General features: G+C 70.6%; 27 protein-coding genes. 14 read left to right on the forward strand and 13 right to left on the reverse strand.

Features of this window, described 5'->3' with window-relative positions; all coding sequences use genetic code 11:
* Positions 1 to 4: 4 nt before the first annotated feature.
* Positions 5 to 886 carry a Cgl0159 family (beta/alpha)8-fold protein gene (locus tag AC07DF_RS25940; RefSeq protein ID WP_478975889.1) on the reverse strand — a complete coding sequence of 294 codons (882 nt, stop codon included), beginning with the start codon at positions 884 to 886 and terminating at the stop codon, positions 5 to 7.
* Complete coding sequence (gene iolC, locus AC07DF_RS25945) at positions 883 to 1,833, reverse strand: 5-dehydro-2-deoxygluconokinase (RefSeq protein ID WP_478975892.1); 951 nt, start codon at positions 1,831 to 1,833, stop codon at positions 883 to 885. Before iolC ends, AC07DF_RS25940 begins: the two co-directional genes overlap by 4 nt.
* Positions 1,834 to 2,223: 390 nt before the next feature.
* On the opposite strand from iolC, the gene AC07DF_RS25950 reads away from it, so the two are divergent.
* Positions 2,224 to 2,424 (forward strand): helix-turn-helix transcriptional regulator, encoded by a 201-nt coding sequence (locus AC07DF_RS25950; RefSeq protein WP_478975894.1) that lies wholly within the window; start codon positions 2,224 to 2,226, stop codon positions 2,422 to 2,424.
* A gap of 19 nt (positions 2,425 to 2,443) precedes the next feature.
* Here the strand turns inward: AC07DF_RS25950 and AC07DF_RS25955 are convergent, their stop codons facing one another.
* Positions 2,444 to 3,487, reverse strand: a complete 1,044-nt coding sequence (locus AC07DF_RS25955) for a zinc-dependent alcohol dehydrogenase family protein (RefSeq protein WP_478975897.1) — start codon at positions 3,485 to 3,487, stop codon at positions 2,444 to 2,446.
* 75 nt (positions 3,488 to 3,562) lie between these two features.
* Entirely contained in the window at positions 3,563 to 5,773 is a 2,211-nt protein-coding gene (locus AC07DF_RS25960) for an MMPL family transporter (protein ID WP_478975900.1), read from the reverse strand.
* A gap of 163 nt (positions 5,774 to 5,936) precedes the next feature.
* Here AC07DF_RS25960 and AC07DF_RS25965 point away from each other — a divergent pair, with 163 nt between their 5' ends.
* The 3 genes from AC07DF_RS25965 to AC07DF_RS25975 all read left to right on the forward strand — a co-directional run bounded on the left by AC07DF_RS25965 (position 5,937) and on the right by AC07DF_RS25975 (position 9,358).
* Positions 5,937 to 6,638, forward strand: coding sequence for a TetR/AcrR family transcriptional regulator (locus AC07DF_RS25965; RefSeq protein WP_478975903.1), 702 nt, complete (start codon positions 5,937 to 5,939; stop codon positions 6,636 to 6,638).
* 82 nt (positions 6,639 to 6,720) lie between these two features.
* Positions 6,721 to 6,960 carry a heavy-metal-associated domain-containing protein gene (locus AC07DF_RS25970; RefSeq protein ID WP_478975906.1) on the forward strand — a complete coding sequence of 80 codons (240 nt, stop codon included), beginning with the start codon at positions 6,721 to 6,723 and terminating at the stop codon, positions 6,958 to 6,960.
* 160 nt (positions 6,961 to 7,120) lie between these two features.
* Positions 7,121 to 9,358, forward strand: coding sequence for a heavy metal translocating P-type ATPase (locus AC07DF_RS25975; RefSeq protein ID WP_478975909.1), 2,238 nt, complete (start codon positions 7,121 to 7,123; stop codon positions 9,356 to 9,358).
* Positions 9,359 to 10,030: 672 nt separating this feature from the next.
* Here AC07DF_RS25975 and AC07DF_RS25980 read toward each other — a convergent pair.
* The gene (locus AC07DF_RS25980) at positions 10,031 to 11,320 is read right to left on the reverse strand and encodes a citrate synthase (RefSeq protein WP_376388172.1); all 1,290 of its coding nucleotides are present in this window, start codon (positions 11,318 to 11,320) and stop codon (positions 10,031 to 10,033) included.
* A 178-nt stretch (positions 11,321 to 11,498) separates the two neighbouring features.
* Positions 11,499 to 13,769, reverse strand: coding sequence for an SF1B family DNA helicase RecD2 (recD2, locus tag AC07DF_RS25985; RefSeq protein ID WP_478975914.1), 2,271 nt, complete (start codon positions 13,767 to 13,769; stop codon positions 11,499 to 11,501).
* A gap of 501 nt (positions 13,770 to 14,270) precedes the next feature.
* Here recD2 and AC07DF_RS25990 point away from each other — a divergent pair.
* Positions 14,271 to 14,441: a hypothetical protein gene (locus tag AC07DF_RS25990; RefSeq protein ID WP_382494143.1), complete on the forward strand. Its 171-nt coding sequence runs from the start codon at positions 14,271 to 14,273 to the stop codon at positions 14,439 to 14,441.
* On the opposite strand, the gene AC07DF_RS25995 is transcribed toward AC07DF_RS25990, so the two are convergent.
* Positions 14,419 to 14,631: a DUF397 domain-containing protein gene (locus AC07DF_RS25995; RefSeq protein ID WP_478975917.1), complete on the reverse strand. Its 213-nt coding sequence runs from the start codon at positions 14,629 to 14,631 to the stop codon at positions 14,419 to 14,421. The genes AC07DF_RS25990 and AC07DF_RS25995 overlap by 23 nt on opposite strands.
* Positions 14,618 to 15,442, reverse strand: coding sequence for a helix-turn-helix domain-containing protein (locus tag AC07DF_RS26000; RefSeq protein ID WP_478975920.1), 825 nt, complete (start codon positions 15,440 to 15,442; stop codon positions 14,618 to 14,620). The genes AC07DF_RS25995 and AC07DF_RS26000 overlap by 14 nt, the downstream gene beginning before the upstream one ends.
* Positions 15,443 to 15,571: 129 nt before the next feature.
* Here AC07DF_RS26000 and AC07DF_RS26005 point away from each other — a divergent pair, with 129 nt between their 5' ends.
* From AC07DF_RS26005 to AC07DF_RS26015, 3 genes are read left to right on the forward strand one after another with little or no spacing between them, the layout of a single operon-like run.
* Entirely contained in the window at positions 15,572 to 15,796 is a 225-nt protein-coding gene (locus tag AC07DF_RS26005; RefSeq protein WP_478975923.1) for a hypothetical protein, read from the forward strand.
* A complete protein-coding gene (locus AC07DF_RS26010) occupies positions 15,793 to 16,101 on the forward strand; it encodes a hypothetical protein (RefSeq protein ID WP_478975926.1) in 309 nt (102 codons plus the stop codon). Before AC07DF_RS26005 ends, AC07DF_RS26010 begins: the two co-directional genes overlap by 4 nt.
* Positions 16,102 to 16,134: 33 nt before the next feature.
* Positions 16,135 to 16,506: a DUF4345 domain-containing protein gene (locus AC07DF_RS26015; RefSeq protein WP_478975929.1), complete on the forward strand. Its 372-nt coding sequence runs from the start codon at positions 16,135 to 16,137 to the stop codon at positions 16,504 to 16,506.
* Positions 16,507 to 16,522: 16 nt separating this feature from the next.
* Here the strand turns inward: AC07DF_RS26015 and AC07DF_RS26020 are convergent, their stop codons facing one another.
* Complete coding sequence (locus tag AC07DF_RS26020; RefSeq protein WP_478975932.1) at positions 16,523 to 17,395, reverse strand: alpha/beta fold hydrolase; 873 nt, start codon at positions 17,393 to 17,395, stop codon at positions 16,523 to 16,525.
* An 83-nt stretch (positions 17,396 to 17,478) separates the two neighbouring features.
* On the opposite strand from AC07DF_RS26020, the gene AC07DF_RS26025 reads away from it, so the two are divergent.
* The gene (locus AC07DF_RS26025) at positions 17,479 to 17,922 is read left to right on the forward strand and encodes a MarR family winged helix-turn-helix transcriptional regulator (RefSeq protein ID WP_478976247.1); all 444 of its coding nucleotides are present in this window, start codon (positions 17,479 to 17,481) and stop codon (positions 17,920 to 17,922) included.
* 2 nt (positions 17,923 to 17,924) lie between these two features.
* Here AC07DF_RS26025 and AC07DF_RS26030 read toward each other — a convergent pair whose 3' ends face one another.
* Positions 17,925 to 18,572, reverse strand: coding sequence for a dihydrofolate reductase family protein (locus AC07DF_RS26030; RefSeq protein WP_478975935.1), 648 nt, complete (start codon positions 18,570 to 18,572; stop codon positions 17,925 to 17,927).
* A gap of 83 nt (positions 18,573 to 18,655) precedes the next feature.
* Positions 18,656 to 19,024 (reverse strand): cupin domain-containing protein, encoded by a 369-nt coding sequence (locus AC07DF_RS26035; RefSeq protein WP_478975938.1) that lies wholly within the window; start codon positions 19,022 to 19,024, stop codon positions 18,656 to 18,658.
* Positions 19,025 to 19,224: 200 nt separating this feature from the next.
* Here AC07DF_RS26035 and AC07DF_RS26040 point away from each other — a divergent pair, with 200 nt between their 5' ends.
* The 5 genes from AC07DF_RS26040 (at position 19,225) to rbsD (ending at position 25,152) form a co-directional block, all read left to right on the forward strand.
* Positions 19,225 to 20,313, forward strand: a complete 1,089-nt coding sequence (locus AC07DF_RS26040) for a LacI family DNA-binding transcriptional regulator (protein WP_478975940.1) — start codon at positions 19,225 to 19,227, stop codon at positions 20,311 to 20,313.
* Positions 20,310 to 21,830 carry a sugar ABC transporter ATP-binding protein gene (locus tag AC07DF_RS26045; protein ID WP_478975942.1) on the forward strand — a complete coding sequence of 507 codons (1,521 nt, stop codon included), beginning with the start codon at positions 20,310 to 20,312 and terminating at the stop codon, positions 21,828 to 21,830. The genes AC07DF_RS26040 and AC07DF_RS26045 overlap by 4 nt, the downstream gene beginning before the upstream one ends.
* Positions 21,820 to 23,772 carry an ABC transporter permease/substrate-binding protein gene (locus AC07DF_RS26050; protein ID WP_478975945.1) on the forward strand — a complete coding sequence of 651 codons (1,953 nt, stop codon included), beginning with the start codon at positions 21,820 to 21,822 and terminating at the stop codon, positions 23,770 to 23,772. The genes AC07DF_RS26045 and AC07DF_RS26050 overlap by 11 nt, the downstream gene beginning before the upstream one ends.
* Before the next feature lie 91 nt (positions 23,773 to 23,863).
* The gene (locus AC07DF_RS26055) at positions 23,864 to 24,766 is read left to right on the forward strand and encodes a ribokinase (protein ID WP_478975948.1); all 903 of its coding nucleotides are present in this window, start codon (positions 23,864 to 23,866) and stop codon (positions 24,764 to 24,766) included.
* Positions 24,763 to 25,152, forward strand: coding sequence for a D-ribose pyranase (gene rbsD, locus AC07DF_RS26060; RefSeq protein ID WP_478975951.1), 390 nt, complete (start codon positions 24,763 to 24,765; stop codon positions 25,150 to 25,152). The genes AC07DF_RS26055 and rbsD overlap by 4 nt, the downstream gene beginning before the upstream one ends.
* A 186-nt stretch (positions 25,153 to 25,338) precedes the next feature.
* On the opposite strand, the gene AC07DF_RS26065 is transcribed toward rbsD, so the two are convergent.
* Together AC07DF_RS26065 and AC07DF_RS26070 are read right to left on the reverse strand one after the other, a co-directional pair.
* A complete protein-coding gene (locus AC07DF_RS26065; RefSeq protein WP_478975954.1) occupies positions 25,339 to 25,842 on the reverse strand; it encodes a GNAT family N-acetyltransferase in 504 nt (167 codons plus the stop codon).
* Between the two features lie 61 nt (positions 25,843 to 25,903).
* A complete protein-coding gene (locus AC07DF_RS26070; protein WP_478975957.1) occupies positions 25,904 to 26,707 on the reverse strand; it encodes a sugar phosphate isomerase/epimerase family protein in 804 nt (267 codons plus the stop codon).
* Positions 26,708 to 26,787 lie beyond the last annotated feature (80 nt).

Below are 26,787 nucleotides of genomic sequence, written 5' to 3' on the forward strand. Positions count from 1 at the left end.
GCCCTCACAACAGTCCTACGGCGGTGTCCACGGCGGCGGCCACATCGCCGTCCGCCGGGTACAGCAACGAACGGCCGACCACCAGCCCGCGCACGGTGGGCAGTTGGAGGGCGCCGCGCCACTTCTCGTACGCCCCGTCCTGGTCCTCCCCGACCTCCCCGCCGAGCAGGACGGCGGGCAGTGTGGAAGCCGCCATGACCTCGGCCATGTCGTCGGGGTTCGCGGTGACCGGCACCTTCAGCCAGGTGTAGGCGGAACTGCCGCCCAGGCCGGAGGCGATGGCGATCGACTTGGTGACGGCCTCGGCGGAGAGGTCGTTGCGCAGCCGGCCCGTCTCGTCGCGGCGGGAGATGAACGGCTCGACGAAGACGGGGAGCCGCCGGGCGGCCATGGCGTCGATCGCGCGTGCGGTGGACTCCATCGTGGTGAGGGAGCCCGGGTCGTCGTAGTCGATGCGTAGGAGGAGCTTGCCCGCGTCGAAGCCGAGGCGCTCGATGTCTTCGGGGCGGTGGCCGGTGAAGCGGTCGTCGAGTTCGAAACTCGCGCCCTGGAGGCCGCCGCGGTTCATCGAGCCCAGGACGACCTTGCCGTCGAGGGCGCCGAGCAGCAGCAGGTCGTCGAGGATGTCGGCGGTGGCGAGGACGCCGTCCACGCCGGGGCGGGACAGGGCCAGGCAGAGGCGTTCGAGGAGGCCGGCGCGGTTGGCCATGGCCATGCTGCGGCCGCCGACGCCGAGGGCGCCGCGGGCCGGGTGGTCGGCGGCGACGATCATCAGCCGGCCGTTGTCGTTCAGCAGGGGCCTGCGGGGGCGGCGGGCGGCGGCCTCGGCGATCGCCTCCGGACGGTGGCTGCGCAGGCGGACGAGTTCGGAGACGTCGACGGTCACTTGACGGCCCCCGCGGTGACGGCCGCCTCGATCTCGCCCGGGGTGGGCATCGCGGAGGAGCACTCCAGACGGGAGGCGACGATGGCGCCGGCGGCGTTGGCGTGCCGCATGGTCTTCTCCAAGTCCCAGCCGGCCAGGAGGCCATGGACCAGGGAGCCGCCGAAGGCGTCACCGGCGCCCAGGCCGTTGAGGACGTTCACGGGCAGCGGGGGGACCTCGGCGCTCTCGCCCTCGCGGTTTACGGCCAGGACGCCCTTGGGGCCCTGCTTGACGACGGCCAGTTCCACGCCCGCGTCGAGGAGTGCGCGGGCAGCGGCGTGGGGTTCGCGCACGCCCGTGGCGACCTCCACCTCGTCGAGGTTGCCGACCGCGACGGTGGTGTGGCGCAGGGCCTCCGTGTAGAACGGGCGGGCGGCGTCCGGGTCCGTCCAGAACATCGGGCGCCAGTCGAGGTCGAAGACCGTGGTGCCGGACTTGGCGCGGTGGGCGAGGGCCGCGAGGGTCGCCGTGCGGCTCGGTTCCTCGCTCAGGCCCGTGCCGGTGACCCAGAAGACGCGGGCGTCGCGGAGGGCGTCGAGGTCGAGCTCGTGGGCGTCGATCTCCAGGTCGGGGGCCTTGGGCCGGCGGTAGAAGTACAGCGGGAAGTCGTCCGGCGGGAAGACCTCGCAGAAGGTGACCGGGGTGGGCAGGCCGGGGACCGCGGTGACCCAGCGGTCGTCCACGCCGAAGCCCTTCAGGGCCTCGTGGAGGTAGGTGCCGAAGGGGTCGTCGCCGGTGCGCGTGATCACCGCGGTCCGCCGTCCCAGGCGGGCAGCGGCGACCGCGACGTTCGTCGCCGAGCCGCCGAGGAACTTGCCGAAGGACGTGACCTGCGGCAACGGGACGCCCGTCTGGAGCGGATACAGATCCACTCCGATCCGCCCCATGGTGATCAGGTCGTACGCCATCGGATACCCCTCGGTGTCGGCTCTCCCCGGTGTTGTAGTCCCCTTCCCGAAGCCCTGTCAATGTTTTGTCCGGACATTCGGACCAGATCATGACAGCGCTTTCCGCGTGTCCTGGTCCGGGTCTCACGGATTCGTGCTCTGGTGCCGCGTCAAAGCGCCCCGCCGACGATCCGGTGCGCGCCTTTGCCCCGGCCGTGTCACAAACGCCCGCTTCCTGTCACACATGTCGCGTGTACACAGGTCTTCCGTCACACCCGGCCCACAGGTCCTGCCCCGTGTCACCGAGCGTCGTTGACCGGACACAGGCTTGTTGATCGCCAGCGCAGCGCCCGGCTCCCCCGGACGGCCGTCCCCGGCCGCCGCCGTGGTGCGCGCGGGGAGGTGCACGTCATGACCGACCGAAAGCTCTGGTCGTACAAGGAGATCGCGGCACACATCAAAGTGCAGCCGGACACCGTGCGGTCCTACCGCAAGCACGGGCTGCTGCCGCCGCCCGACCATGTCGAGAGCGGCAAGCCCTACTGGTACGCCGACACGGTCCGGGCCTGGGTCGCCTCCCGGCCCGGCAATCGCAACCGAAGAACCGACTGAGCTCGGCCCTCAGGGGGCGTCAGCTCCACGGCTCGATGACCGTGGCCCCCGCTCCCTGCGCCGTCCCCATCGCCGCCAGCGCGGACGGGACCTCGTCCAGCGTGATCGTGGACGTCACCAGCAGGTCCGGGCGCAGCACACCGCCGCGGACCAGCTCCAGCATCGGCGGGTAGCTGTGCGCGGCCATGCCGTGGCTGCCGAGGAGTTCGAGCTCCAGGGCGACGGCACGGGCCATCGGGACGGGTGTCGTGCCGGTCGGTGAGGGCAGCAGACCGACCTGGACGTGCCGGCCGCGGCGGCGCAGGCCGTTCACCGAGGCGGCGCAGGTGGCGGGTGAGCCGAGGGCGTCGAGCGAGAGGTGGGCGCCACCGCCGGTGAGATCGCGGACCGCCGCCGCGGTGTCCGGTACGTCTGCCGCGTCCAGGCAGTGCGCGGCCCCGAACCTCCCTGCCAGCTCCAGCGCTCGGGCCGACACGTCGACGGCCACGACCCGCGCTCCCGACGCCGCCGCGATCATCACCGCCGAGAGCCCGACCCCGCCACAGCCGTGCACCGCGACCCACTCCCCCGCCGCGACCCGGCCCTGCCGCACCACCGCCCGATACGCCGTGGCGAACCGGCAGCCGAGGGAGGCCGCCGCCGCGAAGGACAGCTCCCCGGGGAGCGCCACGAGGTTCACGTCGGCGTGGTCCAGCGCCACGTACTCGGCGAAGGAGCCCCAGTGGGTGAAGCCGGGCTGGGTCTGGCGCTCGCACACCTGATGGTCGCCCGCCGCGCAGGACGGGCAGGTGCCGCAGGCGCAGATGAACGGCACGGTGACACGGTCGCCGGGCCGCCATCCGGTCACCCGGGCGCCCACCGTCTCGATGACACCGGCCAGTTCGTGCCCGGGCACATGCGGCAGCGCGATGTCGGGGTCGTGGCCCTGCCAGCCGTGCCAGTCGCTGCGGCACAGGCCGGTGGCCTCGACCCGCACGACGACCCCGTGCTCCGCGGGCTCCGGGTCCGAGACCTCCCGTACCTCGGCCGCTTCCCCGTACCGCTCGAACACCACGGCCCGCATGGTCCACCCGCCTTCTCACTCTCACCCGGTTCGCGCATGTCCGGGATTCCGAGGTGCCTTTACCTCCCCGGGCGATCAAGCATGCGACGCTCCGACCTTGTCTCTGGCCTCTTCCGTCTTCTTCTCCGGCTCAGGTTCACCCTCGCTCAGACCGAAGCGCTCGTGGAAGCGGCGCAGCGGGCGGGGGGCCCACCAGGTGGCGCGGCCCGTGAGGCGCATGACCGCGGGGACCAGGAGGCTGCGGACGATCATCGCGTCCATCAGGACCGCCAGCGCGATCCCCAGGCCGAGCATCTTGGTGTTGGTCACCCGGGAGGTGCCGATCGCGACCATGACCACGGCCAGGATGACCGCCGCCGCGGTGATCAGCCCGCCCGTGCGCGCCAGGCCGTGCCGGACGGCCTGGTCGTGGTCGCCGGTGTGGTCGTACTCCTCCTTGACGCGGGAGAGCAGGAACACCCCGTAGTCCATGGACAGGCCGAAGGCCACGCAGAACATCAGGACCGGCAGGGTCGTCTCTATGGAGCCCGGACTGGTGAAGCCGAGCAGGCCGGACAGGTGGCCGTCCTGGAAGACCCAGACGACCGCGCCGAACATGGCCGTCAGGCTGAGCGCGTTGAGCACGACCGCCTGGATCGGTATCAGCACGCTGCCCGTGAGGAGGAAGACCAGGAGCAGGGTGACGATCGTGATGAAGACGGCCGCGAGCGGCAGGCGCTCCCCTATGGCGTCCTTGGAGTCGACCAGGGCGGCCGCGGTGCCGGTCACCTCGGTGTCGAAGGGGGCCCGGACCTCGCGCAGTTCACCCACCAGGCGCTGGGCCGGATCGTCGACCGCCTCGCCCTTCGGCAGCACGGTGAAGTACGCCGAGTCGCCCTTCACCAGCGGTCCTTCGACCCGCTGCACATCGGGCAGGCCGGCGATCCGCTCCTTGTAGGCGCCGTACTGCGCCTCGGTCGCGCGGCCCTGGGCGAGCACTTCGAGGCCGCCGTCGGGGCTGCCGGGGAAGCCCTCCCTGATGTGCTGCTGCACGACATGGGACTCGGAGGTCGAGGGCAGCTGGCGGTCGTCGGCGGTGCCGAACTTCACGCCCAGGAAGGGCAGGCCCAGCAGGACGAGGACGGCTGTGGTGCCCAGGGCGAAGAACGGGGCGCGGCGCATGACGAGCGTCGCCGTACGCGCCCACGTTCTGCCTTCTTCCCCGGCGGGCTTCGGCCGGTGTCCGCGCCGGAACAGGCGGCGCAGGTCCAGGGCGTTGACCCGGTTACCGAGCAGCATCAGCGCCGCCGGGAGCAGGATCAGCGCGGCCGCCGCGGCGAGCAGCACCACGGCGATCCCGGCGTAGGCGAAGGACCGCAGGAAGTACTGCGGGAAGACCAGCATCGCGGCCAGGGACACCGCGACGGTGAGGGCGGAGAACAGCACGGTGCGGCCGGCGGTGCGCAGGGTCGTGCCGATCGCCGTCAAGGGCTCGGCGCCCGTGGACAGTTCCTCGCGGAAGCGGCGGACGATGAACAGCGCGTAGTCGACAGCGAGGCCGAGGCCGAGGGCCGTGGTGAGGTTGATCGCGAACACGGACACGTCGGTGAGCTCGGTCAGGCCGCGCAGGATCGCGTTGGTCCCGAGGATGGCGACGATGCCGATGCCGAGCGGCAGCAGGGCCGCGACCGCGCTGCCGAAGACCATCACCAGCAGCACGAGCGTCACCGGCAGGGCGATGAGCTCGGCCCGGGTCAGGTCTTCCTGGATGATCGTCTGCATCTCGTGCCGCACGGCGACCGGGCCGCCGACGGTGACCTCCACCGGGCCGTGCGCGCCGCGGTAGTGGGGCGCGATGCGCTCCAGGGTCTCGGCGGCGGTCTTCTCGTCGCCGGTGATGCGGGCGGCTATCAGCGCCTCGTGGCCGTCCTCGGCGCGCAGGGCCGGGGTGCCGGACTGCCAGTAGGAGCCGACGCCGGTGATGCCCCGCTCGCTCGCCAGGCGCTGGGTGAGGCGCTTGGCCTCGGCGGCCACGGCCGGATCGTCGACCGGGGCGTGGCCCGCGTCGACCAGGAGCAGCAGGTTGGGCTGGGACCCGGGGAACTCGCGCTCCAGGGCCTTGGTCGCGCGGGTGGACTCGGCGGCCGGGTCCTCCCAGCCGCCGGCGCCGAGCCGGTCGGCGACGCCGCTGCCGGCCAGCACCGCGAGCGCGGTGATCACCAGTGCCACCAGCAGCGACAGTCTGGGCCTTGCGGTGACGAAGCGGGTCCAGCCGCCGGTGCGTGGTGGTGTGTTGACTTCGGTCATCGTGCGGTGTCCCCTTCACCGTGACCCGTGTCCAGGCGCAGCCTGACAGCGCGGGGCTGCCATAGACTGGCAAACACGAGAGCTCGCTCGCATTTCTGCCGACTCCAGAATGCGAGCGACCACTCGCGTTTGTCAATCGCGTGATGAGACCTGGGGATAACGCGTGCCCGAGAAGACCGACAGGACCAGGAAGACCGGCAAGACCGAGAGACACGGAACAGCGGAGACGGAGACGGCGACGGCGGCCGAGGACCGGCCGCGCCGGCGCCAGGCCCGCGGCGAGCGCCGGATCACCCAACTGCTCGAAGCCGCCGCCACGGTGTTCTCCACGACCGGCTACACGGCCGCCAGCACCAACGCCATCGCCCGCGAGGCAGGCGTCTCGCCGGGCACGCTGTACCAGTTCTTCCCGAACAAGGAAGCGATCGCGATCGAGCTGGGCGGGCGGCTCATGCACGAGATGCGGCAGTCGTACGACGAGATCCTCGCTCCGATCGACCCCGCGGCCACCCCGATCGAGGAGGTGATCGCCGGGGCCGTCGACCGCTTCATCGAGTTCAACTGCCGCCACCCGGCCTTCTTCGCCCTCTTGCACGGCCCCGACATCCCGGGTCGCATCACCGAGGAGCACGACGCGCTGCACACGACACTGGTCGCCCGGGTCGAGGCGACCCTTGCCCCGTTCGTGCCCGACGCGCCCGCCCCCGCCGTCACCCGCACCGCCCAGATGTGCGTCGCCATCTACATGGCCGGCCTGGAGCTGGTCCTGGCCCACGAGGGCGCCGAGCGGGAGGCGTACATCCAGGAGCTGAAGGACGTCCTGCTGCGCTACCTGCGACCCCTGGTCGAGGACGTCGTGCGCTGATACCCCCTAGGGGTACAGTGGGAAGTGTGCGGGCCCCTCGTGGGTCCCCACAGCCCCACATGCCTCGACGAGGAGTAACGACATGACCGCCCAGACCGACACCACGGGCCCCGTCACCACCGTCTACAAGGTGAGCGGCATGAGCTGCGGACACTGCGAGGGCGCCGTCTCCGGCGAGATCTCCGAGATCCCCGGCGTCAGTTCGGTGACGGCCGTCGCCAAGACCGGCGAGGTCACCGTCGTCTCCGCGGCCCCGCTCGAGGAAGAGGCCGTACGCGCCGCCGTCGACGAGGCCGGCTTCGAGCTGGCCGGCAGGGCCTGACCCCCGCCTGCGCCGAGAGCCGGGCCGAAAGCCCGGAAGCCAGGCCTGAGACGCTCCAGACCTGGCACTCGTACCGACGTACGGGCCGTACGGCCGCCGCCCCGGCCCGTACGGCCCGTTCCGCTTCCCGGGCACCCCGCCACCTCCTGGAGTGAAGGACATGACCAGCACCACCGCCCAGGCGCCGCCGGACCGTGAGCCGGCGGCCGCCGAGGTCGAGCTGCTCATCGGCGGGATGACCTGCGCCTCCTGCGCGGCCCGCGTCGAGAAGAAGCTCAACCGCATGGACGGCGTCACAGCCACGGTGAACTACGCGACGGAGAAGGCCAGGGTCAGCTACCCCGCGGGCACCGAGGTCGCCGATCTGATCGCCACCGTGGTGAAGACCGGATACACCGCCGAGGAGCCCGCGCCCCCGCGCGAGGAGGAACCCGCCGCCGACGAGGACCGGGAGCTGTCGGCCCTGCGCCGCCGCCTCACCGTCTCGGCCGTGCTCGCCGTGCCCGTGGTCCTGCTCGCGATGGTCCCGGCCCTCCAGTTCGACAACTGGCAGTGGCTCTCGCTCACCCTCGCCGCGCCGGTCGTCGTCTGGGGCGGACTGCCCTTCCACCGGGCCGCCTGGACGAACGCCCGGCACGGCGCCGCCACCATGGACACGCTGGTCTGTCTCGGCACGCTGGCCGCGTTCGGCTGGTCCCTGTGGGCGCTGTTCCTCGGCGACGCGGGCATGCCGGGCATGCGGCACCCCTTCGAGCTCACGGTCTCGCGCGGCGACGGCGCCTCCCAGATCTATCTGGAGGTCGCCTCCGGCGTCACCGCCTTCATCCTGCTGGGCCGCTACCTCGAGGCGCGCTCCAAGCGCCGCGCCGGGGCCGCGCTCAGGGCCCTGATGGAGCTGGGCGCCAAGGACGTGGCCGTCCTGCGGGACGGGCGCGAGGTGCGGATCCCGGCGCAGCGGCTGGCGGTCGGCGACCGGTTCGTCGTACGGCCCGGCGAGAAGATCGCCACCGACGGCACGGTCGTCGAAGGGGCCTCCGCGGTCGATGCCTCGATGCTGACCGGCGAGTCGGTGCCCGTGGACGTGACGGCCGGGGACACGGTCACCGGCGCGACGGTCAACGCGGGCGGCCGGCTGGTCGTCGAGGCGACCCGGGTCGGCGCCGACACCCGGCTCGCGCGGATGGCGAAGCTGGTGGAGGACGCGCAGAACGGCAAGGCCGAGGTGCAGCGGCTCGCCGACCGGATCTCCGGGATCTTCGTGCCGGTGGTCCTGCTGATCGCCGTCGCCACCGCCGGGGCGTGGCTCGGATTGACCGGCGACGGTGTCGCCGCCTTCACGGCGGCCGTCGCGGTGCTGATCATCGCCTGCCCGTGTGCGCTGGGCCTGGCCACCCCGACCGCGCTGATGGTCGGCACGGGCCGCGGCGCCCAGCTCGGCATCCTCATCAAGGGCCCGGAGGTGCTGGAGTCCACGCGCCGGATCGACACGGTCGTCCTGGACAAGACCGGCACGGTCACCACGGGCCGGATGACCCTCCAGGAGGTGTACCTCGCCGAGGGCGCCGACGAGAAGGAGGTGCTGCGGCTCGCGGGCGCCGTCGAGCACGCCTCCGAGCACCCCGTCGCGCGGGCGATCGCACTGGGCGCCGAGAAGAGGGCCGGGCGGCTCCCGGAGGTCGGGGGCTTCCGGAGCGTCCCCGGGCGGGGCGCACGCGGGCGCGTCGAGGGCCGTGAGGTCGCCGTGGGGCGGCTCTTCGACGACGTACCGCCGGAGCTGGCCCGCGCCCGGGACGAGGCCGAGCGGGCCGGGCGTACGGCCGTCGTGGCCGGCTGGGACGGGACCGCGCGGGCCGTGCTGGCCGTGGCGGACGCGGTCAAGGAGACCAGCGCCGAGGCGGTGCGGGAGCTGCGCGCCCTGGGGCTCACTCCGGTGCTGCTGACCGGGGACAACCGGGCGGTGGCCGAGTCGGTGGCGAAGGCCGTGGGGATCGACCAGGTGGTGGCGGAGGTCCTGCCCGAGGACAAGGTCGACGCCGTACGGCGGCTGCGGGCCGAGGGGCGGGTCGTGGCCATGGTGGGTGACGGCGTCAACGACGCGGCCGCGCTCGCCACCGCCGATCTGGGCCTGGCCATGGGCACCGGCACGGACGCGGCGATCGAGGCGGGCGATCTGACGCTGGTGCGCGGTGACCTGCGGGTGGCCGCGGACGCGATCCGGCTGTCGCGCCGGACGCTGGCCACGATCAAGGGCAATCTCGTGTGGGCCTTCGGCTACAACGTGGCCGCGCTGCCGCTGGCCGCCGCGGGGCTGCTGAACCCGATGATCGCGGGGGCCGCGATGGCCTTCTCGTCGGTCTTCGTCGTCACGAACAGCCTCCGTCTCCGGACATTCCGGTGAAGTCCCCCGAATTCGGCCTAAGTTCGCGGCGAACCTGATATGAGCCCCTCTGGAGTCCCGAGCCCGGCTCACATAAGCTCTTCACAAGGCTCGCGCATCATCCTTACGCTTGAGTCCCGGACGGCATTTCCGGGCTCTTGCGCAGCTAACGGACATATGCAAGAGACGCAGATCACAGTGATGTGAACGTAACCATCGAAGGGGTTCGAAGGTCTAAGTTGACGATGTCAGGGAGCGTCTTGGGGGGCGTGATCTGACATCTGGAGATGTCTTGGGGGACTTCTCCAGAGATGCGTTGCCGGGGCACGCACACCGGGAAGCTTTGAGCGGCCCTCCCGGACGTGCGCTGTCCCGGCAGATCGCACACGACAGAGGTACGACGAGTTTTGCTCGTTGTGCTCACAGCGATTCAGGCGCTGTCCTCACAGACGCCCGGCCGGATCCCGTGGGGGGAATCCGCACCGGGACTGGGAAGGCGCCCTGGCCGTCGGCCCGTGGGGGGACCGACGTTCCGGGGCGCCTTCTTCATTGCGTAAGAAATCCCGTAAGCGATCGCGTAAGAGATCACGTAAGAGATCGCGCAGAGCGCGCAGGAGATCGCCCCTCTCAGGGGATACGCACGAGCCCCCGTATCCGGCAGCCGGATACGGGGGCTCGTGCGGTTACCGCGTCTCAGCGGGCCTCGACGGGAACGAAGTCGCGCTCGACCACGCCCGTGTAGATCTGGCGCGGGCGGCCGATGCGGGAGCCCGGCTCCTTGATCATCTCGTGCCACTGGGCGATCCAGCCCGGCAGCCGGCCGAGGGCGAACAGGACCGTGAACATCTCGGTCGGGAAGCCCATGGCCCGGTAGATCAGACCCGTGTAGAAGTCGACGTTCGGGTAGAGGCTGCGCGAGACGAAGTAGTCGTCGGAGAGCGCGTGCTCCTCCAGCTTCAGCGCGATGTCCAGCAGCTCGTCGGACTTGCCGAGCGCGGACAGCACGTCGTGCGCGGCGGCCTTGATGATCTTGGCGCGCGGGTCGAAGTTCTTGTAGACCCGGTGGCCGAAGCCCATCAGGCGGACGCCGTCCTCCTTGTTCTTCACCTTGCGGATGAAGGTGTCGACGTCGCCGCCGGAGTCGCGGATGCCCTCCAGCATCTCCAGCACCGACTGGTTAGCGCCGCCGTGCAGCGGGCCCCACAGGGCGTTGATGCCGGCGGAGATCGAGGCGAACATGTTCGCCTGCGAGGAGCCGACCAGGCGGACCGTGGAGGTCGAACAGTTCTGCTCGTGGTCCGCGTGCAGGATCAGCAGCTTGTCGAGCGCGGAGACCACGACCGGGTCCAGCTCGTACTCCTGCGCCGGGACCGAGAAGGTCATGCGGAGGAAGTTCTCGACGTAGCCGAGGTCGTTGCGCGGGTAGACGAACGGGTGACCGATCGACTTCTTGTACGCGTACGCCGCGATCGTCGGGAGCTTGGCGAGCAGGCGGATCGTGGAGAGGTTGCGCTGGCGCTCGTCGAACGGGTTGTGGCTGTCCTGGTAGAACGTGGACAGCGCCGAGACGACCGAGGACAGCATGGCCATCGGGTGGGCGTCGCGCGGGAAGCCCTTGTAGAAGTTCTTGACGTCCTCGTGCAGCAGGGTGTGCTGCGTGATGTCGTTCTTGAACGTCGAGAGCTCGTCGACGGTCGGCAGCTCGCCGTTGATCAGCAGGTAGGCGACCTCCAGGAAGGTGGAGCGCTCGGCCAGCTGCTCGATCGGGTACCCGCGGTACCGCAGGATGCCCGCTTCGCCGTCCAGGTAGGTAATGGCGGATTTGTACGCGGCGGTGTTGCCGTAACCGCTGTCCAGTGTCACCAGACCGGTCTGGGCGCGGAGCTTTCCGATGTCGAAGCCCTTGTCCCCGACGGTGCTGTCGATCACCGGGTAGGTGTACTCGCCGTCGCCGTACCGCAGTACTACAGAGTTGTCGCTCACGTCTTCCCTCACCGACGTTGTGCCTCATCTTCGAGGTTGCCCTGACTGCTTCTACCATCCCCCACTTGGCTCAGGAGAGTGCACTCGGGGTCGACCATCGGGCCTACTGGCGGCACTGAGTGCCGCCAACTTGCTCATCCTGCCCCCTGTCTTCCCCATCCGGAAGCCTCTGTGACCTTCACGACTCATTTGATCGATCATTTTTTTGAGATCCGTACGATCCGAGCCGGAAATCGAGCGCCGTGCACCGCCGGCCCGCCGACACCGTGCGCACCGCCTGGCCGATCGCCTTGCGCGAACCGACGAGGACGACCAGCTGTTTGGCCCGGGTGACCGCCGTGTAGAGCAGGTTCCGCTGGAGCATCATCCAGGCGCCCGTGGTGACCGGGATGACGACCGCCGGGTATTCGCTGCCCTGGGAGCGGTGGATCGTCACGGCGTACGCGTGCGCCAGCTCGTCGAGCTCGTCGAAGTCGTACGGAACCTCCTCGTCCTCGTCCGTCAGCACGGTCAGCCGCTGGTCGACCGGGTCGATCGAGGTGACCACGCCGACGGTGCCGTTGAAGACGCCGTTCTCGCCCTTCTCGTAATTGTTGCGAATCTGGGTGACCTTGTCCCCGACGCGGAAGACCCGTCCGCCGAACCGCTTTTCCGGCGTGTCAGGGCGGCCGGGGGTGATGGCCTGCTGGAGCAGGCCGTTCAGGGTGCCCGCGCCGGCCGGGCCCCGGTGCATGGGGGCGAGGACCTGCACGTCACGGCGCGGATCGAGCCCGAACTTGGCCGGGATGCGCCGGGCCGCCACATCCACGGTGAGCCGCCCGGCCTCCTCGGTCTCGTCCTCGACGAAGAGGAAGAAGTCCTTCATGCCGTCGGTGACCGGGTGTTGGCCGGCGTTGATCCGGTGGGCGTTCGTCACCACGCCCGACTGCTGGGCCTGCCGGAAGACCCGGGTCAGACGGACGGCGGGGATCGGTCCCCCGGCGGCGAGCAGATCCCGCAGCACCTCCCCCGCGCCCACGCTCGGCAGCTGGTCCACGTCCCCGACGAACAGCAGGTGCGCCCCTGGCGGCACGGCCTTCACCAGCTTGTTGGCGAGCAGCAGGTCCAGCATGGACGCCTCGTCGACCACCACCAGGTCGGCGTCCAGCGGGCGGTCCCGGTCGTAGGCCGCGTCGCCGCCCGGCTTCAGCTCCAGCAGGCGGTGGACCGTGGAGGCCTCGGCGCCGGTGAGCTCGGACAGGCGCTTGGCGGCCCGGCCGGTCGGGGCCGCGAGCACGACCTTCGCCTTCCTGGCGCGGGCCAGCTCCACGATCGAGCGGACCGTGAACGACTTGCCGCAGCCGGGGCCCCCGGTAAGGACGGCGACCTTCTCGGTCAGCGCCAGCTTGACGGCGGCCTCCTGCTCGGGCGCGAGCTCGGTGCCGGTACGGCCCTTGAGCCAGGTGAGGGCCTTGTCCCAGGTCACCGTACGGAAGCCCGGCATCCGGTCCTCCTCGGTGCGCAGGAGGCGCAGCAGCTGGGCGGAGAGGGAGAGTTCGGCGCGGTGGAAGGGCACGAGATAGATGGCGGTGACCGGCTCCCCGCCGTCCGGCCCCGGAACCTTCTCCCGTACGACGCCGGGTTCCTCCCCGTCCTCCCCCGGCTCGGCCAGCTCCGCCAGGCACTCGATGACCAGGCCCGTGTCGACCTGGAGGAGCTTGACCGCGTCCTTGATCAGCTGCTCCTCCGGGAGGAAGCAGTGCCCCTGGTCGGTGGACTGCGACAGCGCGTACTGCAGGCCCGCCTTGACGCGCTCCGGGCTGTCGTGCGGAATGCCGACGGACTGGGCGATCTTGTCTGCGGTCAGGAAGCCGATGCCCCAGACGTCGGCCGCGAGCCGGTAGGGCTGGTTCTTCACGACGGAGATGGAGGCGTCGCCGTACTTCTTGTAGATGCGCACGGCGATGGACGTGGACACCTCGACCGTCTGGAGGAAGAGCATGACCTCCTTGATGGCCTTCTGTTCCTCCCAGGCGTCGGCGATCTTCTTGGTCCGCTTGGGGCCGAGGCCCGGCACCTCGATCAGCCGCTTGGGCTCCTCCTCGATGATCTGGAGGGTGTCCAGCCCGAAGTGCTGCGTGATCCGGTCGGCGAAGACCGGGCCGATGCCCTTGACCAGCCCCGAGCCGAGGTAGCGGCGGATGCCCTGGACGGTGGCCGGCAGCACGGTCGTGTAGTTCTCTACATGGAACTGCTTCCCGTACTGCTGGTGTGAGCCCCAACGCCCTTCCATCCGCAGGGACTCGCCGACCTGGGCGCCGAGCAGCGCGCCGACGACCGTGAGCAGATCACCGCCGCCTCTGCCGGTGTCGACCCGGGCGACCGTGTAGCCGTTCTCCTCGTTGGCATAGGTGATGCGCTCAAGTACGCCTTCCAGCGTGGCCAGTCGCCGCTCTCCCTGATCGGTCATGGTGGGACCGTACCGCCTGGGTAGGACAACGCCCTCGAATAAAGCGACCGATCAGTATGCGGCCGGGCTCTCACATTTCACGCTGAATTCACCCGGAAGCCCGAAGCTTTACAGTTCAAGCATCGGCGTCGTCCCTTTTGAGCTCCTTACCCGTGGGAGGATCCAGGAGTTCATCAAGGGGGGCGGATTCGATTCCGGAGTGACCGTGATGCCGCTGCGTCCCCCAGGCCCGAGCGCCCTCCGGCGTGCGCACTCCGCAGGAGCCCTTCTCGTCGGCCTGTGCGCTGTCAGCACGTTGACGCTGCTCATGATGGCTCCGGCGATTTCCGGGGACCACGCGATCGTGGCTCCCGAACGTTCCGCGCCGAACGAGAACACCCCCCGGCTCCCCCCGACGGACCGGACACCCACACCGGAATTCCGCCCCCTTCCGAGCCCTGGGCCGGGTTGATTCCGCCCCGCCCAGCGAATTCCCCCCGGACCGAATGACGACGAGGAACGATGTCACCCCAGGCCCAGAGCGTCGCCCTGTGGATCATGTCCCTGGCCATCAACATCACGGCGGCGTGCGCGGGGATCGTGTGGGGCTGGGAGGCCTTCGCACAGTTTCTGCTGCCGGCGTTCGGGTCGGTGGTGGGGGCGTCGCTGGTCAGTTACAGCTTGCGGCGGTGAGGTGGCCGTCCTTGAGAGCGGTGACGAAGGCGGTCCAGCCGGTTGCCGAGAAGGTGAGGGTGGGGCCGGGGGTGTTCTTGCTGTCGCGGACGGGGATGTCGGGGTGGCCGTGGGCGACTTCGAGGCAATCGGCCTGACTGCCGCCGCTGTAGCTGGACTTGAACCACCCGGTGCGCTCACTGCTGATCACGTGTGTGCTCCTCCGCTGCCGACCTGACGAGGGCCAGTGAATCCTGCTGCGACAACGCGTCGCTCAGGGCCAGAGCGTAGGCGGTCTGGCAGGCACTCACCAGCGCCGGATCGTCCATCAGGCGTCCGGTCTCGAACGCGTCGATGTATGCCACCGGGGCGGAGTCCTCGAAGCTCATCAGGATGAGCAGGCTCTCCATGAGCGGATGCGCACCCACGCGGTACGGAACGACGTGCAGCCGAATCCGTCGCGCCTCGGCCAAGTCCGCGATCCTGTGCAGCTGTTCCGCCATCACCTGCGGGCCACCCACACAACGTCGCAGCACGGACTCGTCGAGAAGCGTCCAGACGACCGGAGGGGACGGCCCATCGAGGATCCGGATTCGCTCTGTTCGGATGACAACTTGCCTGTCAAGTTCCTCGTCTGTGGAGTTGGGACGGTAGGCGGCGAACACGGCGCGGGCGTAATCAGGCGTCTGAAGCAGCCCGGGAACCAGCGTGAGCGCGAAGTGCTGGATCAGCTTCGCCTGTCGCTCCAATTCCGCGGCGGCAGCGAAGCGGGGGTCGTACTTGTTCTCCAGATCCTCCAGCCACCGCGCGAAGAACCCGTCCGTCCCCAGCGCCCGGTCGATCCGCAGCGCGTCATCCGGCTTCGGCAGGCGCCTGCCGGCCTCGAAGTGGCTGATCAGCGTGGGTGAACACACGACCTGGTCGCCCAGTTCCTCCTGGGTGAGGCCGACTGCTGTCCGCCTCAGCCGCAGCTCCTCTCCGTACTTCTGACGCGGCGTTCGAAGTGCGCGGCGATCGTCCATGCGGCCAACTCCTCTTCTTGACAAGCGCGATGTCAAGCTCCGACCTCTGGCAGCGTAGCGAGGGCCGACCCCACTCTGTGAGTGATTCAGCACAGAACGCAGTCACCGCAGGTGAGAAGGCAGGCAGACGTGACAGACCTCATCGCCCGGCTCCTCGAGCCGCTCCTCCGTTTCCTGTTCCCGCCTCGCGGGCGACGGCGGCGATCGTCGGCATCGCTTCCGTGCCCGTACGCGTGCCCGTACTGCCACGACGGCGTCGGGGTCGCGACGCCCCGCCGCCCCACGGAGCCTCCGCTGCGCGGTGAGGACAACCGGCTGGTCCGCCCCTATCTGATGGCGGAGACGGGCGCATGACCGGAGGAGCACACGAACGCCTGCTGCCATGGACCGGTACCGACGGGCGGCCGTGTTATCTCGTGGGCGACGGGACCGGTTACGTCTCGCGCCTCGCCGACGACATCGAGGACCTGCAGCTCGCCATGGCGGACGACCTGCTCGGACACGCCGCCGAACTCCTCGCGGAACGCCGGGTGACGAGCGCGGAGCTGCACTACCTGGCCCTGCGGCTCACCGAGTCCCTGCGGGACGTCAAACGGGTCGCGGAAAGCAGAGGGGCACGACTCGGCCGTGGCCCAGGCCATTACCAGGGGAGTAATTGAGGGCCCACGCTCACGGACGGCACGCTCGCTGCCATGTCCTCTGTCTACACAGGCCTCGTCGCACTGTTCTTCCTGGGTATGGGGCTCTTCGGGCTCGTCGCTCCCAGGGCGCTCATCCGCCCTTTCGGTATCGAGCTGTCCGTCCCGGAGGCCCGCGCTGAAGTCAGGGCCGTCTACGGCGGGTTCGGGATCGCGGTCGGTGCCTTGCTCGCCTGGGCCGCGCTCAGTGGCTCCGGTGGTCTGCGGTCGGGGGTGGTCCTCACGGTGGCGGTGTCGCTGGCGGGGATGGCGTTCGGGCGGTTGGTGGCGCGGGTGGTGGAGCGGCGGCCGTCGGCGTTCTACCCCTCCTGGTTCTACTTCTGGGTCGAGACCGTGGGAGCCGTTGTGCTGGTCGGCTGTGCGTAGCCGGCGTGGGAGGGGCTCAGTCGGCGGGGCCGGTCAGGAAGTCGGTGATGCGGCGGCTCGCTTCGGCCGGGGCGGCGTGCGGCAGAGCGTGGTGGGAGACGTTCGGCAGTGTTGCCGTCGTGGCGTGCGGCAGCAGTTTCTCGGCGCGGGCGGCCACCTTGGACGGGTTGTGGGTCCGGGTGTTCTCGGCGAGGAGCACGAGAACCGGCAGGTCAAGGGCGCGCAGCGCGGCCGGTGTCGGGCGTGGTCCCACCACCGGCCGCACGGTGGGGAAGCCGACGGCGGCCTCCTGGAGGGCGAGCCAATCGGGGTCGAGGGGGACGCCCCTCGTCTCCCACTCCAGGAACTCCCGGACGCGGCGGGGCGTCGGCCGCAGCATCGTCGGCACCGCATGCCGCCCGTAGGCCAGCTTCAGCTTGGTGAAGCACTGGGTCGGGTCCATGAGGACCAGGCGGCGTACCCGGTGGGGCGAGTGCAGGGCGAAGCGCAGCGCGATCCAGGCGCCGTACGAGTGCCCGCCCAGGTCGGTCTCCGCGAGGCCGAGGCCCTTGAGGAGGGCGTCCAGCCAGGACACCAGGTCGGTGGTCGTACGGGGGTGGCGGCCGGGGGCCGGTGTGCTGCGACCCGGGGCGCCGATCAGGTCGACGGCGTACAGCCGGTGGGCATGGGACAGTTCGGCGGCTTGCCGGTACCAGGACGCGGAGGTCGGGCCTCCGCCGCCCGGCAGCAGGACGAGCGGGGGCCCGTCGGCCGGGCCGCATATGTTGACGTGCGTCGAGCCGAAGGGCGTGGGCACGGTCGCCGTCTCCCGCGCCGTCGGCCACTTGGCCATGACCTTGTCGTAGGCGGCGAGAAAGTGGTCGGTGTCGTACGTGCTGCGCGCGCTCATGAGCCAGGACCCCTTATTATCTTGCTGAACGAGATACTTGCTCAGCGAGATGGTATCGGAGGCGGCCCGTGTCCGACCAGGAGATGGAGCTCGTCCATCTGCTGCGCGCCGTGGTGGTCGACCTGGGGCGGCACAGCGCCCGGTTCGCCCAGCGCAACGGCATGCATCCCACCGATGTGCGGGCGCTGATCGTCCTGATGGACGCCTACCGCGCGGGTGAGGAGACCACGGCGGGGCGACTCGGCGCCGCGCTCGGGCTGAACTCGGCCGGGACGACGGCACTGGTCGACCGGCTGGAGCGGGCCGGGCATGTGCGGCGGGTGCGCGGCGAGCGGGACCGCCGCAAGGTCACCATCGAGGTGACCGAGGGCGCGATCGCCCTCGGCCGGCAGCACTTCGGCCCTCTGATCGACCGGGCGGTGGGCCTGTTGAGCGGGTACGACGAGCGGGAACTGGCTGCGATCAGGGGCTTTTTGACCGGGGTGCGGGAGGCCTCGGCCGGGGAAGCAGAAGGGGAGGGCGACTAGCCTTACCGCCTCCAGAACAGGTGGTGTGTCACCCCGCTGGGGCTCGGTACGACATCGCGGTGGAAGCGGTCGAGCAGTTCGTCGGGGGACTCCCAGAGCCGTGAACCCGACCCGAGCTTCACGCCCGGCGAGACCGCCACGTGCAGCGTGTCGACCAGGTCCGCGTCGAGGAACTCCCGGATGGTGGCGGCTCCGCCGCCGAGGCGGACGTCCTTGCCCTGCGCCGCCTCCCGCGCCTGCGCGAGGACGTCGGCCGGGTCACCGCCGACGAAGTGGAACGTGGTGTCGGAGAGGGTGAAGGAGGGGCGCTCGTGGTGGGTCATCACGAACACCGGGGTGTGGAACGGGGGCTCGTCGCCCCACCAGCCCTGCCACTCGTGGTCCTGCCAGGGGCCGCGGTGGGGACTGAACTTGTTGCGGCCCATGATCTCGGCGCCGATGTTGTTGGCGAAGTCGCGCGTGAAGTAGTCGTCGAGGCCTCGGCTTCCGCCCGGGTCGGTGCGGTTGGGCCAGCTCGCCGTGGCCCCGGCCCACGCGAACATCGTGCCGGGGTCGGCGTGGCCGAACGGCCGCTCCAGGCTCTGGTTCTCACCGGCGCCGAATCCGTCGCTGGAGACATTGAAGTTCTGCACGCGCAGTAGCTGAGACACGGGGCTCCTCCTGTGGTCGATGAGGGGGTGGACCCCTCCGGCCGGCGAAACTCATCGGTCTTCGGGGGAGCCCCCTGCCTGTCTCACCCGGCCTGCGTCACCACGTGGTCGATCACCCGCTTGAAGTCCGCCTCCGGTGAGAACTCCACGAACTCGGCGTCCTCCAGGACGAGCGGCACATGGCCGGGGGCCCAGTAGTACGCCTGTCCCGCCTCGTACTCCTCCTCCTCGCCGGAGGCCGTGCGCATCCTGATCCGCCCCTTCAGCAGATAGCCCCAGTGCGGGCACTGGCACGCGTCGTCCGGCATGCCTTTGAGGGCCGGGCCCATGTCCGTGCCCTGGGGCAGGCTGATGTAGCCCACCGACATGCCGCCCCCGATCGGCATGCTGCGCAGCTCCACGCCGTCGCCGTCGAGGGCGACGGGTACGTCGTTCCGGGTCGCCGCCGTCATGATTCCTCCGCTCGCGGTGGAAACGGACCTCCTCATTCCACCCTGGACCGCCGGGGAGCCTCCCGCGACATCACGATCCGGTTTCGAGGTGCCGCCGGGGTCTTGATTTACCGGCGTGTAATCGATTCCATCCACCCGTCGATGTAATCGATTCCACGAACCCCTGGCGGGTTCCGGTTCCACAAGGAGGTGGAGCGGCGATGGCGAGCATCAAGGACGTCGCTGCCGAAGCGGGCGTCTCCGTCGCCACGGTCTCGCGCGTCCTGAACGACCACCCGTCGGTCAGCGCCGACGCACGCGCCCGCGTGCTGGCCGCCGTCGGGACCCTGGGCTACCGCCCGAACGCCGTCGCCCGCTCCCTGCGCACCGACCAGACCCACACCCTCGGCCTGGTCATCAGCGACGTGATGAACCCCTACTTCACCGAACTGGCCCGCTCCGTCGAGGAGGAGGCCCGCGCGCTCGGCTACAGCGTCATCATCGGCAACGCCGACGAGCGGCCCGACCTCCAGGACCACCACGTACGCAACCTGCTGGACCGGCGCATCGACGGGCTGCTCGTCTCCCCCACGGACGGCGGCTCGCCGCTGATGCTCGACGCCGCGCGGGCGGGGACGCCCATGGTCTTCGTGGACCGGTGGATCCCGGGCGTGGACGTGCCGGTGGTGCGGGCGGACGGCCGGACCGCCGTACGGGACCTCGTGGCGCATCTGCACGGGCTCGGGCACCGGCGGCTCGCGATCATCGCGGGACCGGCGGCGACCACGACCGGCCGGGAGCGCGTGGAGGCCTTCCGGGAGGCGCTCGGCGAGTACGGCCTCGAACTCCCCGACGCCTACATAGGGCAGGGCGACTTCCAGGCCGAGAGCGGGCGCCGGGTCACCGAGGGGTTCCTCGACCTGGCCGAGCCGCCCGAGGTCGTGTTCGCGGCCGACAACCTGATGGCGCTCGGCGCGCTGGACGCCGTACGCGCGCGTGGACTGCGCGTGCCGGACGACCTCGCGCTGGCCGCGTTCGACGACATCCCGTGGTTCGTGCACACCGATCCGCCGGTCACGGCGATCGCCCAGCCGACCGGTGAGCTGGGGCGTGCCGCCGTGCGCGCGCTGGTCGCCCGGATCGAGGGCCGGCCCGGAAAGTCCGTCACCCTCCCCGCCCGGCTCGTCGTACGCCGCTCGTGCGGCGAGCCGGTGACGGCTTCCCCCGAACCCCGTCCGGCCTCCCCGGGGCCGGACCCTGCACAGGCCCCCGCTGTGCAGTACCCCGCTGAGAACAGGAGCCAGACGTGAGCAACGCGGACGAGTTGCTGCGCATCGAGGGCATACGGAAGACCTTCCCGGGTGTGGTCGCGCTGGACGGCGTGGACTTCGACCTGCGCCGGGGCGAGGTGCATGTGCTGCTCGGTGAGAACGGCGCGGGCAAGAGCACCCTCATCAAGATGCTCTCCGGTGCCTACACGCCCGACGCCGGGCGGATCCTGGTCGGCGGCGAGGAGACGCGCATCCAGGGTGCGCAGGACTCCGAGCGGCTCGGGATCGCCACCATCTACCAGGAGTTCAACCTCGTTCCCGATCTGACGGTCGCCGAGAACATCTTCCTGGGGCGCCAGCCGCGCCGGTTCGGGATGATCGACCGGAAGAGGATGGAGGCCGACGCCGAGGTCCTCCTCGCGCGCGTGGGCGTGAAGGTGTCGCCCCGCGCGCGGGTACGCGAACTCGGTATCGCCCGCCTGCAGATGGTCGAGATCGCCAAGGCGCTCAGCCTGGACGCGCGCGTGCTCATCATGGACGAGCCGACCGCCGTGCTCACCTCCGAGGAGGTCGAGAAGCTCTTCGCGATCGTGCGCAAGCTGCGCGAGGACGGCGTCGGGATCGTGTTCATCACGCACCACCTGGAGGAGATCGCCGCCCTGGGCGACCGGGTCACGGTCATCCGGGACGGCAAGAGCGTCGGGCAGGTCCCGGCCGCCACGCCCGAGGACGAGCTGGTACGGCTCATGGTGGGGCGGTCGATCGAGCAGCAGTACCCGCGCGAGCGGCCCGAGAAGGGCGACGCGCTGCTCACCGTCGAGGGACTGACCCGGGACGGGGTCTTCCACGACGTCAGCTTCGAGGTGCGCGCCGGTGAGGTCGTCGGTATCGCCGGGCTCGTGGGCGCCGGTCGTACCGAGGTCGTGCGGGCGGTCTTCGGGGCCGATCCGTACGACAAGGGAGCCGTGAAGGTCTCCGGGGCCGCTCTGAAGGGTCACGACGTCAACGCCGCGATGACCGCCGGCATCGGTCTCATCCCCGAGGACCGCAAGGGCCAGGGCCTGGTGCTGGACGCCTCGGTGGAGGAGAACCTCGGCCTGGTGACGCTGCGGTCGGCCACGCGCGCGGGGCTCGTCGACCTCAAGGGGCAGCGGGAGGCCGCCGCCCGGATCGCCGAGCAGCTCGGCGTGCGGATGGCCGGACTCGGCCAGCACGTGCGCACGCTGTCCGGCGGCAACCAGCAGAAGGTCGTCATCGGCAAGTGGCTGCTCGCCGACACCAGGGTGCTGATCCTCGACGAGCCGACGCGCGGTATCGATGTCGGCGCCAAGGTCGAGATCTACCAGCTCATCAACGAACTGACGGCGGCCGGTGCCGCCGTACTCATGATCTCCAGCGATCTGCCCGAGGTGCTCGGCATGAGCGACCGGGTGCTGGTGATGGCCCAGGGCCGGATCGCGGGCGAACTCTCCGCCGACGAGGCCACCCAGGACGCCGTGATGGCGCTCGCAGTAAGCAACCCCAGCACTGACAAGGAGGCCTCCCGTGGCCACTGACACGCTCAAGAGCACGACGGGCGCGGGAGCCGCCTCGGGGGGCCTGCGCCGCCTGCTGCTCGACAACGGCGCGCTCACCGCGCTCATCGTCCTGGTCGTCGCGATGTCGGCGCTGTCCGGTGACTTCCTGACGACGGACAACCTGCTCAACGTCGGCGTCCAGGCGGCCGTGACCGCCATCCTCGCCTTCGGCGTGACCTTCGTGATCGTCTCGGCGGGCATCGACCTGTCGGTGGGGTCGGTCGCCGCGCTGTCGGCCACGGTGCTCGCGTGGACCGCGACCTCGGCGGGCGTCCCCGTCTTCGTCGCCGTCCTGCTGGCCATAGCCACCGGTATCGCGTGCGGCCTGGTCAACGGCATCCTGATCTCCTACGGCAAGCTGCCGCCGTTCATCGCCACGCTGGCCATGCTGTCGGTGGCCCGCGGTCTGTCCCTCGTCATTTCCGAGGGTTCCCCGATCGCCCTGCCCGACTCGGTCTCCCACCTCGGGGACACGCTCGGCGGCTGGCTGCCGGTGCCGGTGCTCGTGATGATCGTGATGGGGCTGATCGCCGCCTTCGTGCTCGGCCGTACCTACATCGGCCGCTCGATGTACGCGATCGGCGGCAACGAGGAGGCCGCGCGGCTGTCGGGCCTGCGGGTGAAGAAGCAGAAGCTCGCCATCTACGCCTTCTCCGGTGTCTTCGCCGCCGTCGCCGGTGTCGTGCTCGCCGCCCGGCTGTCCTCGGCGCAGCCGCAGGCAGCCGACGGCTACGAACTGGACGCGATCGCGGCGGTCGTCATCGGCGGCGCGTCTCTGGCCGGTGGCACCGGCAAGGCGTCCGGCACGCTGATCGGCGCGCTGATCCTGGCCGTGCTGCGCAACGGGCTGAACCTGCTGAACGTGTCGGCGTTCTGGCAGCAGGTCGTCATCGGTGTCGTCATCGCGCTGGCGGTGCTGTTCGACACGCTGCGGCGCAAGGCGGGGGCCACTCCGGGGGCCACCGGTACGTCCCAGGGAGGCAAGGGGAAGCAGGCGGCGACGTACGGACTCGCGGCTGTCGTCACCGTCGCGATCGTGGGCGCCACCTCGTTCCTGCACAACGGTTCCTCCGCCGCGAGCACTCCGAAGATGGGCCTGTCGCTGTCCACCCTCAACAACCCCTTCTTCGTGCAGATCCGCGCGGGCGCCCAGGCCGAGGCGAAGAAGCTGGGCGTGGACCTGACCATCACGGACGCCCAGAACGACGCCTCCCAGCAGGCCAACCAGCTGCAGAACTTCACCAGCTCCGGGCTCGGCGCGATCATCGTCAACCCGGTGGACTCGGACGCGGCCAGCAACTCGGTGAAGGCCGCCGACAAGGCGGACATCCCGGTCATCGCCGTGGACCGCGTCGTCAACAACGCCAAGCTGGACACGCTGGTGGCCTCCGACAACGTCGCCGGCGGTGAACTCGCCGCCAAGTCGATCGGCGAGAAGCTCGGCGGCAAGGGCAAGATCGTGATCCTCCAGGGCCAGGCGGGCACCTCCGCCGCCCGCGAGCGCGCGCAGGGCTTCGCCAACGGCCTCAAGGCCTACCCGGGCATCCAGGTCGTCGCCCAGCAGCCCGCCGACTTCGACCGCACCAAGGGCCTCGACGTGATGTCGAACCTGCTCCAGGCCCACCCGGACGTCCAGGGCGTCATCGCCGCGAACGACGAGATGGCGCTCGGCGCGATCAAGGCGCTGGGCTCCAAGGCCGGCAAGTCGGTCTCCGTGGTCGGCTTCGACGGCACGCCTGACGGACTGAAGGCGGTCGAGGGCGGCACGCTGTACGCGTCCGTGGCGCAGCAGCCCTCGCAGCTCGGGAAGATCGCCGTGGACAACGCCCTGAAGGCGCTCCAGAGCAAGAAGGTCGAGGAGACGGTGAAGGTGCCGGTGAAGGTGGTCACGAAGGAGAACGTGGCCGGCTTCAGCGGCTGATATCGCTGTTATCGCTGACATCGGGGAACGGCCGGGCGGCGCCCAGCGCATGGGCCCGCCCGGCCATGTCACTCACGTGGGGAGACAACTCATGTACGACTACGACCTCCTGGTCGTGGGGTCGGCCAACGCCGACCTGGTGATCGGTGTCGAGCGCCGGCCCGGTGCCGGCGAGACCGTGCTCGGCTCCGATCTGGCCATCCACCCCGGCGGCAAGGGCGCGAACCAGGCGGTCGCGGCCGCCCGGCTCGGGGCCCGTACGGCCCTGCTGGCCCGGGTCGGCGACGACGCGCACGGCCGGCTGCTGCTCGACTCGCAGCGGGAGGCCGGCGTCGACACGGTGGGTGTCCTGGTGGGCGGCGCGCCGACCGGCGTCGCGCTGATCACGGTCGACCCGTCCGGGGACAACAGCATCGTCGTCTCGCCGGGCGCCAACGGCCGCCTCACCCCGGAGGACGTCAGCGCCGCCGGGTGCCTTTTCCAGGGCTCCCGGGTGGTGTCGGCGCAGCTGGAGATTCCGCTGGAGACGGTGGTGGCGGTCGTGCGGAACCTGGCTCCGGAGAGCCGTTTCGTACTGAACCCGTCGCCCCCGCGCCCCCTCCCCCCGGAGGTGCTGGCGGCCTGCGACCCGTTGATCGTCAACGAGCACGAAGCGAAGGTGATCCTCGGTTCGGCCGCTGTGGGGGACAGCCCGGAGGACTGGGCCCGGATACTGCTCGCGAAGGGGCCCCGGTCCGTGGTGGTGACGCTGGGCGGGGAAGGCGCGCTGGTGGCGTCGTCGGAGGGTGTCTCCCGGGTCCCGTCCGTGAAGGTGAACGCCGTGGACACGACCGGCGCGGGAGACGCGTTCACCGCCGCGCTGGCCTTCCGGCTGGGGGCGGGCGAGTCCCTCGCGGAGGCGGCTGCGTACGCGGCCCGGGTCGGGGCGGCGACCGTGACGAAGGAGGGCGCGCAGGCGTCCTTCCCGACGGCGGCGGAGGTCGCTGAGCTGTGAAGAAGGCCGGAATACTGAACCGCCACCTCGCCGGTGCGCTGGCCGAACTGGGCCACGGGGACGGGGTGCTGGTGTGCGACGCGGGCATGCCCATTCCCGACGGGCCCCGGGTGGTGGACCTGGCCTTCCGGGCCGGGGTGCCGGCGTTCGCCGAGGTGCTGGAGGGCCTGCTGGCCGAGCTGGTGGTCGAGGGGGCGACGGCGGCGGCGGAGGTGCGGGAAGCGAACGCTGAGGCTTCGCGGCTTCTGGAGAGCCACTTCCCGTCGCTGGACCTCGTCTCGCACGAGCGGCTGAAGGAGCTGTCGGCGGGTGCGCGGCTGATCGTCCGCACGGGCGAGGCACGGCCGTACGCGAACGTGCTGCTGAGGTGCGGCGTCTTCTTCTGAGGTGTCGTGAAAGGTTTCGAGGGGGCCCGGTCCGTCGACCGGGCCCCCTCGGCTTTTCCCCTCCCGTCAGGAACCCCGCGATCCCCCCAGATCTCCCCCCAGAAGTCCTGACACCAAGTACGACAGCCAAGGGCCGCGAAGGGTTGCACGCTCGGGTAAGAATTTCTTGCCGGATTCTTGAGAAGATCACCGCGCCGGTCGGGTCAGCACCTGGGTGAGACCTCCGTCGCCCTCTTCGATGTCCCTGACGTGCGCGAACCCGATCCTGCCGAGGAGGTGCAGCGAGGCCGTGTTCCGCGCGTCCACGGTGGCGTGCACCTCGCTGAGCCCGAGCGTCCGGAACCCGTACCCCACGAGCGCCTCGGCCAGTTCCGTCCCGAGCCCGCCGCCCCAGGCCTCGGGAGCCAGCGCGTAGACGATCTCGTGGCCGTCCACCGCGTCGGTCCGCTTGATCTCGGCGTGCCCGATCAGCCGCCCGTCGCGCCGGACCGCCCACACGTCGAACAGGTCCTGGGCGTAGACCTTGGTGAAGATCCGCCCGAACAGGGCCCGGTCGTCCGCCTCGGGCGAAGGCCCTTCCCCCATCCACCGCGACACCCTCGGGTCCTGGAACAGGGCGACGAAGCTCTCTTCGTCCTGCGGGGTGTAGGGGTCCAGGAGGAGGCGGGGGGTGCGCAGTGTCGGGGGCATGAGCGGGGACGCTAGCGACACGAGGGCCGGGCGGCAATCGGGTTTGCGCGCAAGCGCCCCGTCACGCCGAGTCGTTCAGCAGCCTGCCCAGGTGCTCGCGCCCGGCCTCCAGCAGGTCCGGCAGCGGCTGGGCCGTTTCGTACCAGCGCTTCTCGTACTCCCAGCACAGCCAGCCTTCCCAGCCGTGGCGGGAGAGGACCTCCACGCACTCGGCCAGGGGGAGGACGCCCGCGCCGAGGGGCAGCGGTGTGGTGTCCTCGGCGGAGGCGATGTCCTTGACCTGGACGTAGCCGAGGTGGGGGGAGAGCGCCGCGTAGGTCTCCGAGGGCTGTTCGCCGCCCAGCCAGGTGTGCATGACGTCCCAGAGCGCGCCGACCTGGCGGTGGCCGACGAGGCCGAGGACGCGCATCGCGTCGGCGGCGGTGCGGTGCGAGTCGTGGGTTTCCAGGAGGACGCGCACGCCCAGGTCGTTCGCGTACTCGGCGGCCGTGCCCAGGCGCCGGGCGGCCGTCGCGTCGGCCTCCTCGGGGGTCTGGACGTCCAGGTCGCCGCCGGGGAAGACGCGGATGTACGGGGCGCCGAGGTCGCGGGCCAGGTCGAGGAGGGCGCGGATCTCGGCCAGGACGGGTTCGTCGTCTCCCGGCGCGGCGACGCGCGCGTATCCCGCAAGGCCCAGGATCTCTACGCCCGACCCCTTGAACTCGGCCGCCACCTCGGCCCGCTGAGACGGGTCGAGGCCGGTGTGGACCGGTTCCTCCGGGTGGGTGCGCAGCTCCACGCCGTGGTAGCCGTGCGCGGTCGCGAGCCGCAGGACGTCGGGCAGGGGCATGCCGGGGACACCGAGGGTGGAGAACGCCAGCTTCATGTGATTCCTCCGTGGATACCCCCGCCCGCAGACAGGGGAGGAAACGGACTCCTGCGGCGACAGGGCGAAGAACTGCGATT

This window comes from Streptomyces sp. NPDC044719 (genome assembly GCF_056433405.1).

Bases quoted from the DNA above. Each gene is read 5' to 3' on its own strand.
- iolC (WP_478975892.1), bottom strand. From the start codon at position 1,833: ATGGCGTACGACCTGATCACCATGGGGCGGATCGGAGTGGATCTGTAT.
- AC07DF_RS25950 (WP_478975894.1), top strand. From the start codon at position 2,224: ATGACCGACCGAAAGCTCTGGTCGTACAAGGAGATCGCGGCACACATC.
- AC07DF_RS25955 (WP_478975897.1), bottom strand. From the start codon at position 3,487: ATGCGGGCCGTGGTGTTCGAGCGGTACGGGGAAGCGGCCGAGGTACGG.
- AC07DF_RS25960 (WP_478975900.1), bottom strand. From the start codon at position 5,773: ATGACCGAAGTCAACACACCACCACGCACCGGCGGCTGGACCCGCTTC.
- AC07DF_RS25970 (WP_478975906.1), top strand. From the start codon at position 6,721: ATGACCGCCCAGACCGACACCACGGGCCCCGTCACCACCGTCTACAAG.
- AC07DF_RS25975 (WP_478975909.1), top strand. From the start codon at position 7,121: ATGACCAGCACCACCGCCCAGGCGCCGCCGGACCGTGAGCCGGCGGCC.
- recD2 (WP_478975914.1), bottom strand. From the start codon at position 13,769: ATGACCGATCAGGGAGAGCGGCGACTGGCCACGCTGGAAGGCGTACTT.
- AC07DF_RS25990 (WP_382494143.1), top strand. From the start codon at position 14,271: ATGTCACCCCAGGCCCAGAGCGTCGCCCTGTGGATCATGTCCCTGGCC.
- AC07DF_RS26000 (WP_478975920.1), bottom strand. From the start codon at position 15,442: ATGGACGATCGCCGCGCACTTCGAACGCCGCGTCAGAAGTACGGAGAG.
- AC07DF_RS26010 (WP_478975926.1), top strand. From the start codon at position 15,793: ATGACCGGAGGAGCACACGAACGCCTGCTGCCATGGACCGGTACCGAC.
- AC07DF_RS26015 (WP_478975929.1), top strand. From the start codon at position 16,135: ATGTCCTCTGTCTACACAGGCCTCGTCGCACTGTTCTTCCTGGGTATG.
- AC07DF_RS26020 (WP_478975932.1), bottom strand. From the start codon at position 17,395: ATGAGCGCGCGCAGCACGTACGACACCGACCACTTTCTCGCCGCCTAC.
- AC07DF_RS26025 (WP_478976247.1), top strand. From the start codon at position 17,479: ATGGAGCTCGTCCATCTGCTGCGCGCCGTGGTGGTCGACCTGGGGCGG.
- AC07DF_RS26035 (WP_478975938.1), bottom strand. From the start codon at position 19,024: ATGACGGCGGCGACCCGGAACGACGTACCCGTCGCCCTCGACGGCGAC.
- AC07DF_RS26040 (WP_478975940.1), top strand. From the start codon at position 19,225: ATGGCGAGCATCAAGGACGTCGCTGCCGAAGCGGGCGTCTCCGTCGCC.
- AC07DF_RS26055 (WP_478975948.1), top strand. From the start codon at position 23,864: ATGTACGACTACGACCTCCTGGTCGTGGGGTCGGCCAACGCCGACCTG.
- AC07DF_RS26065 (WP_478975954.1), bottom strand. From the start codon at position 25,842: ATGCCCCCGACACTGCGCACCCCCCGCCTCCTCCTGGACCCCTACACC.
- AC07DF_RS26070 (WP_478975957.1), bottom strand. From the start codon at position 26,707: ATGAAGCTGGCGTTCTCCACCCTCGGTGTCCCCGGCATGCCCCTGCCC.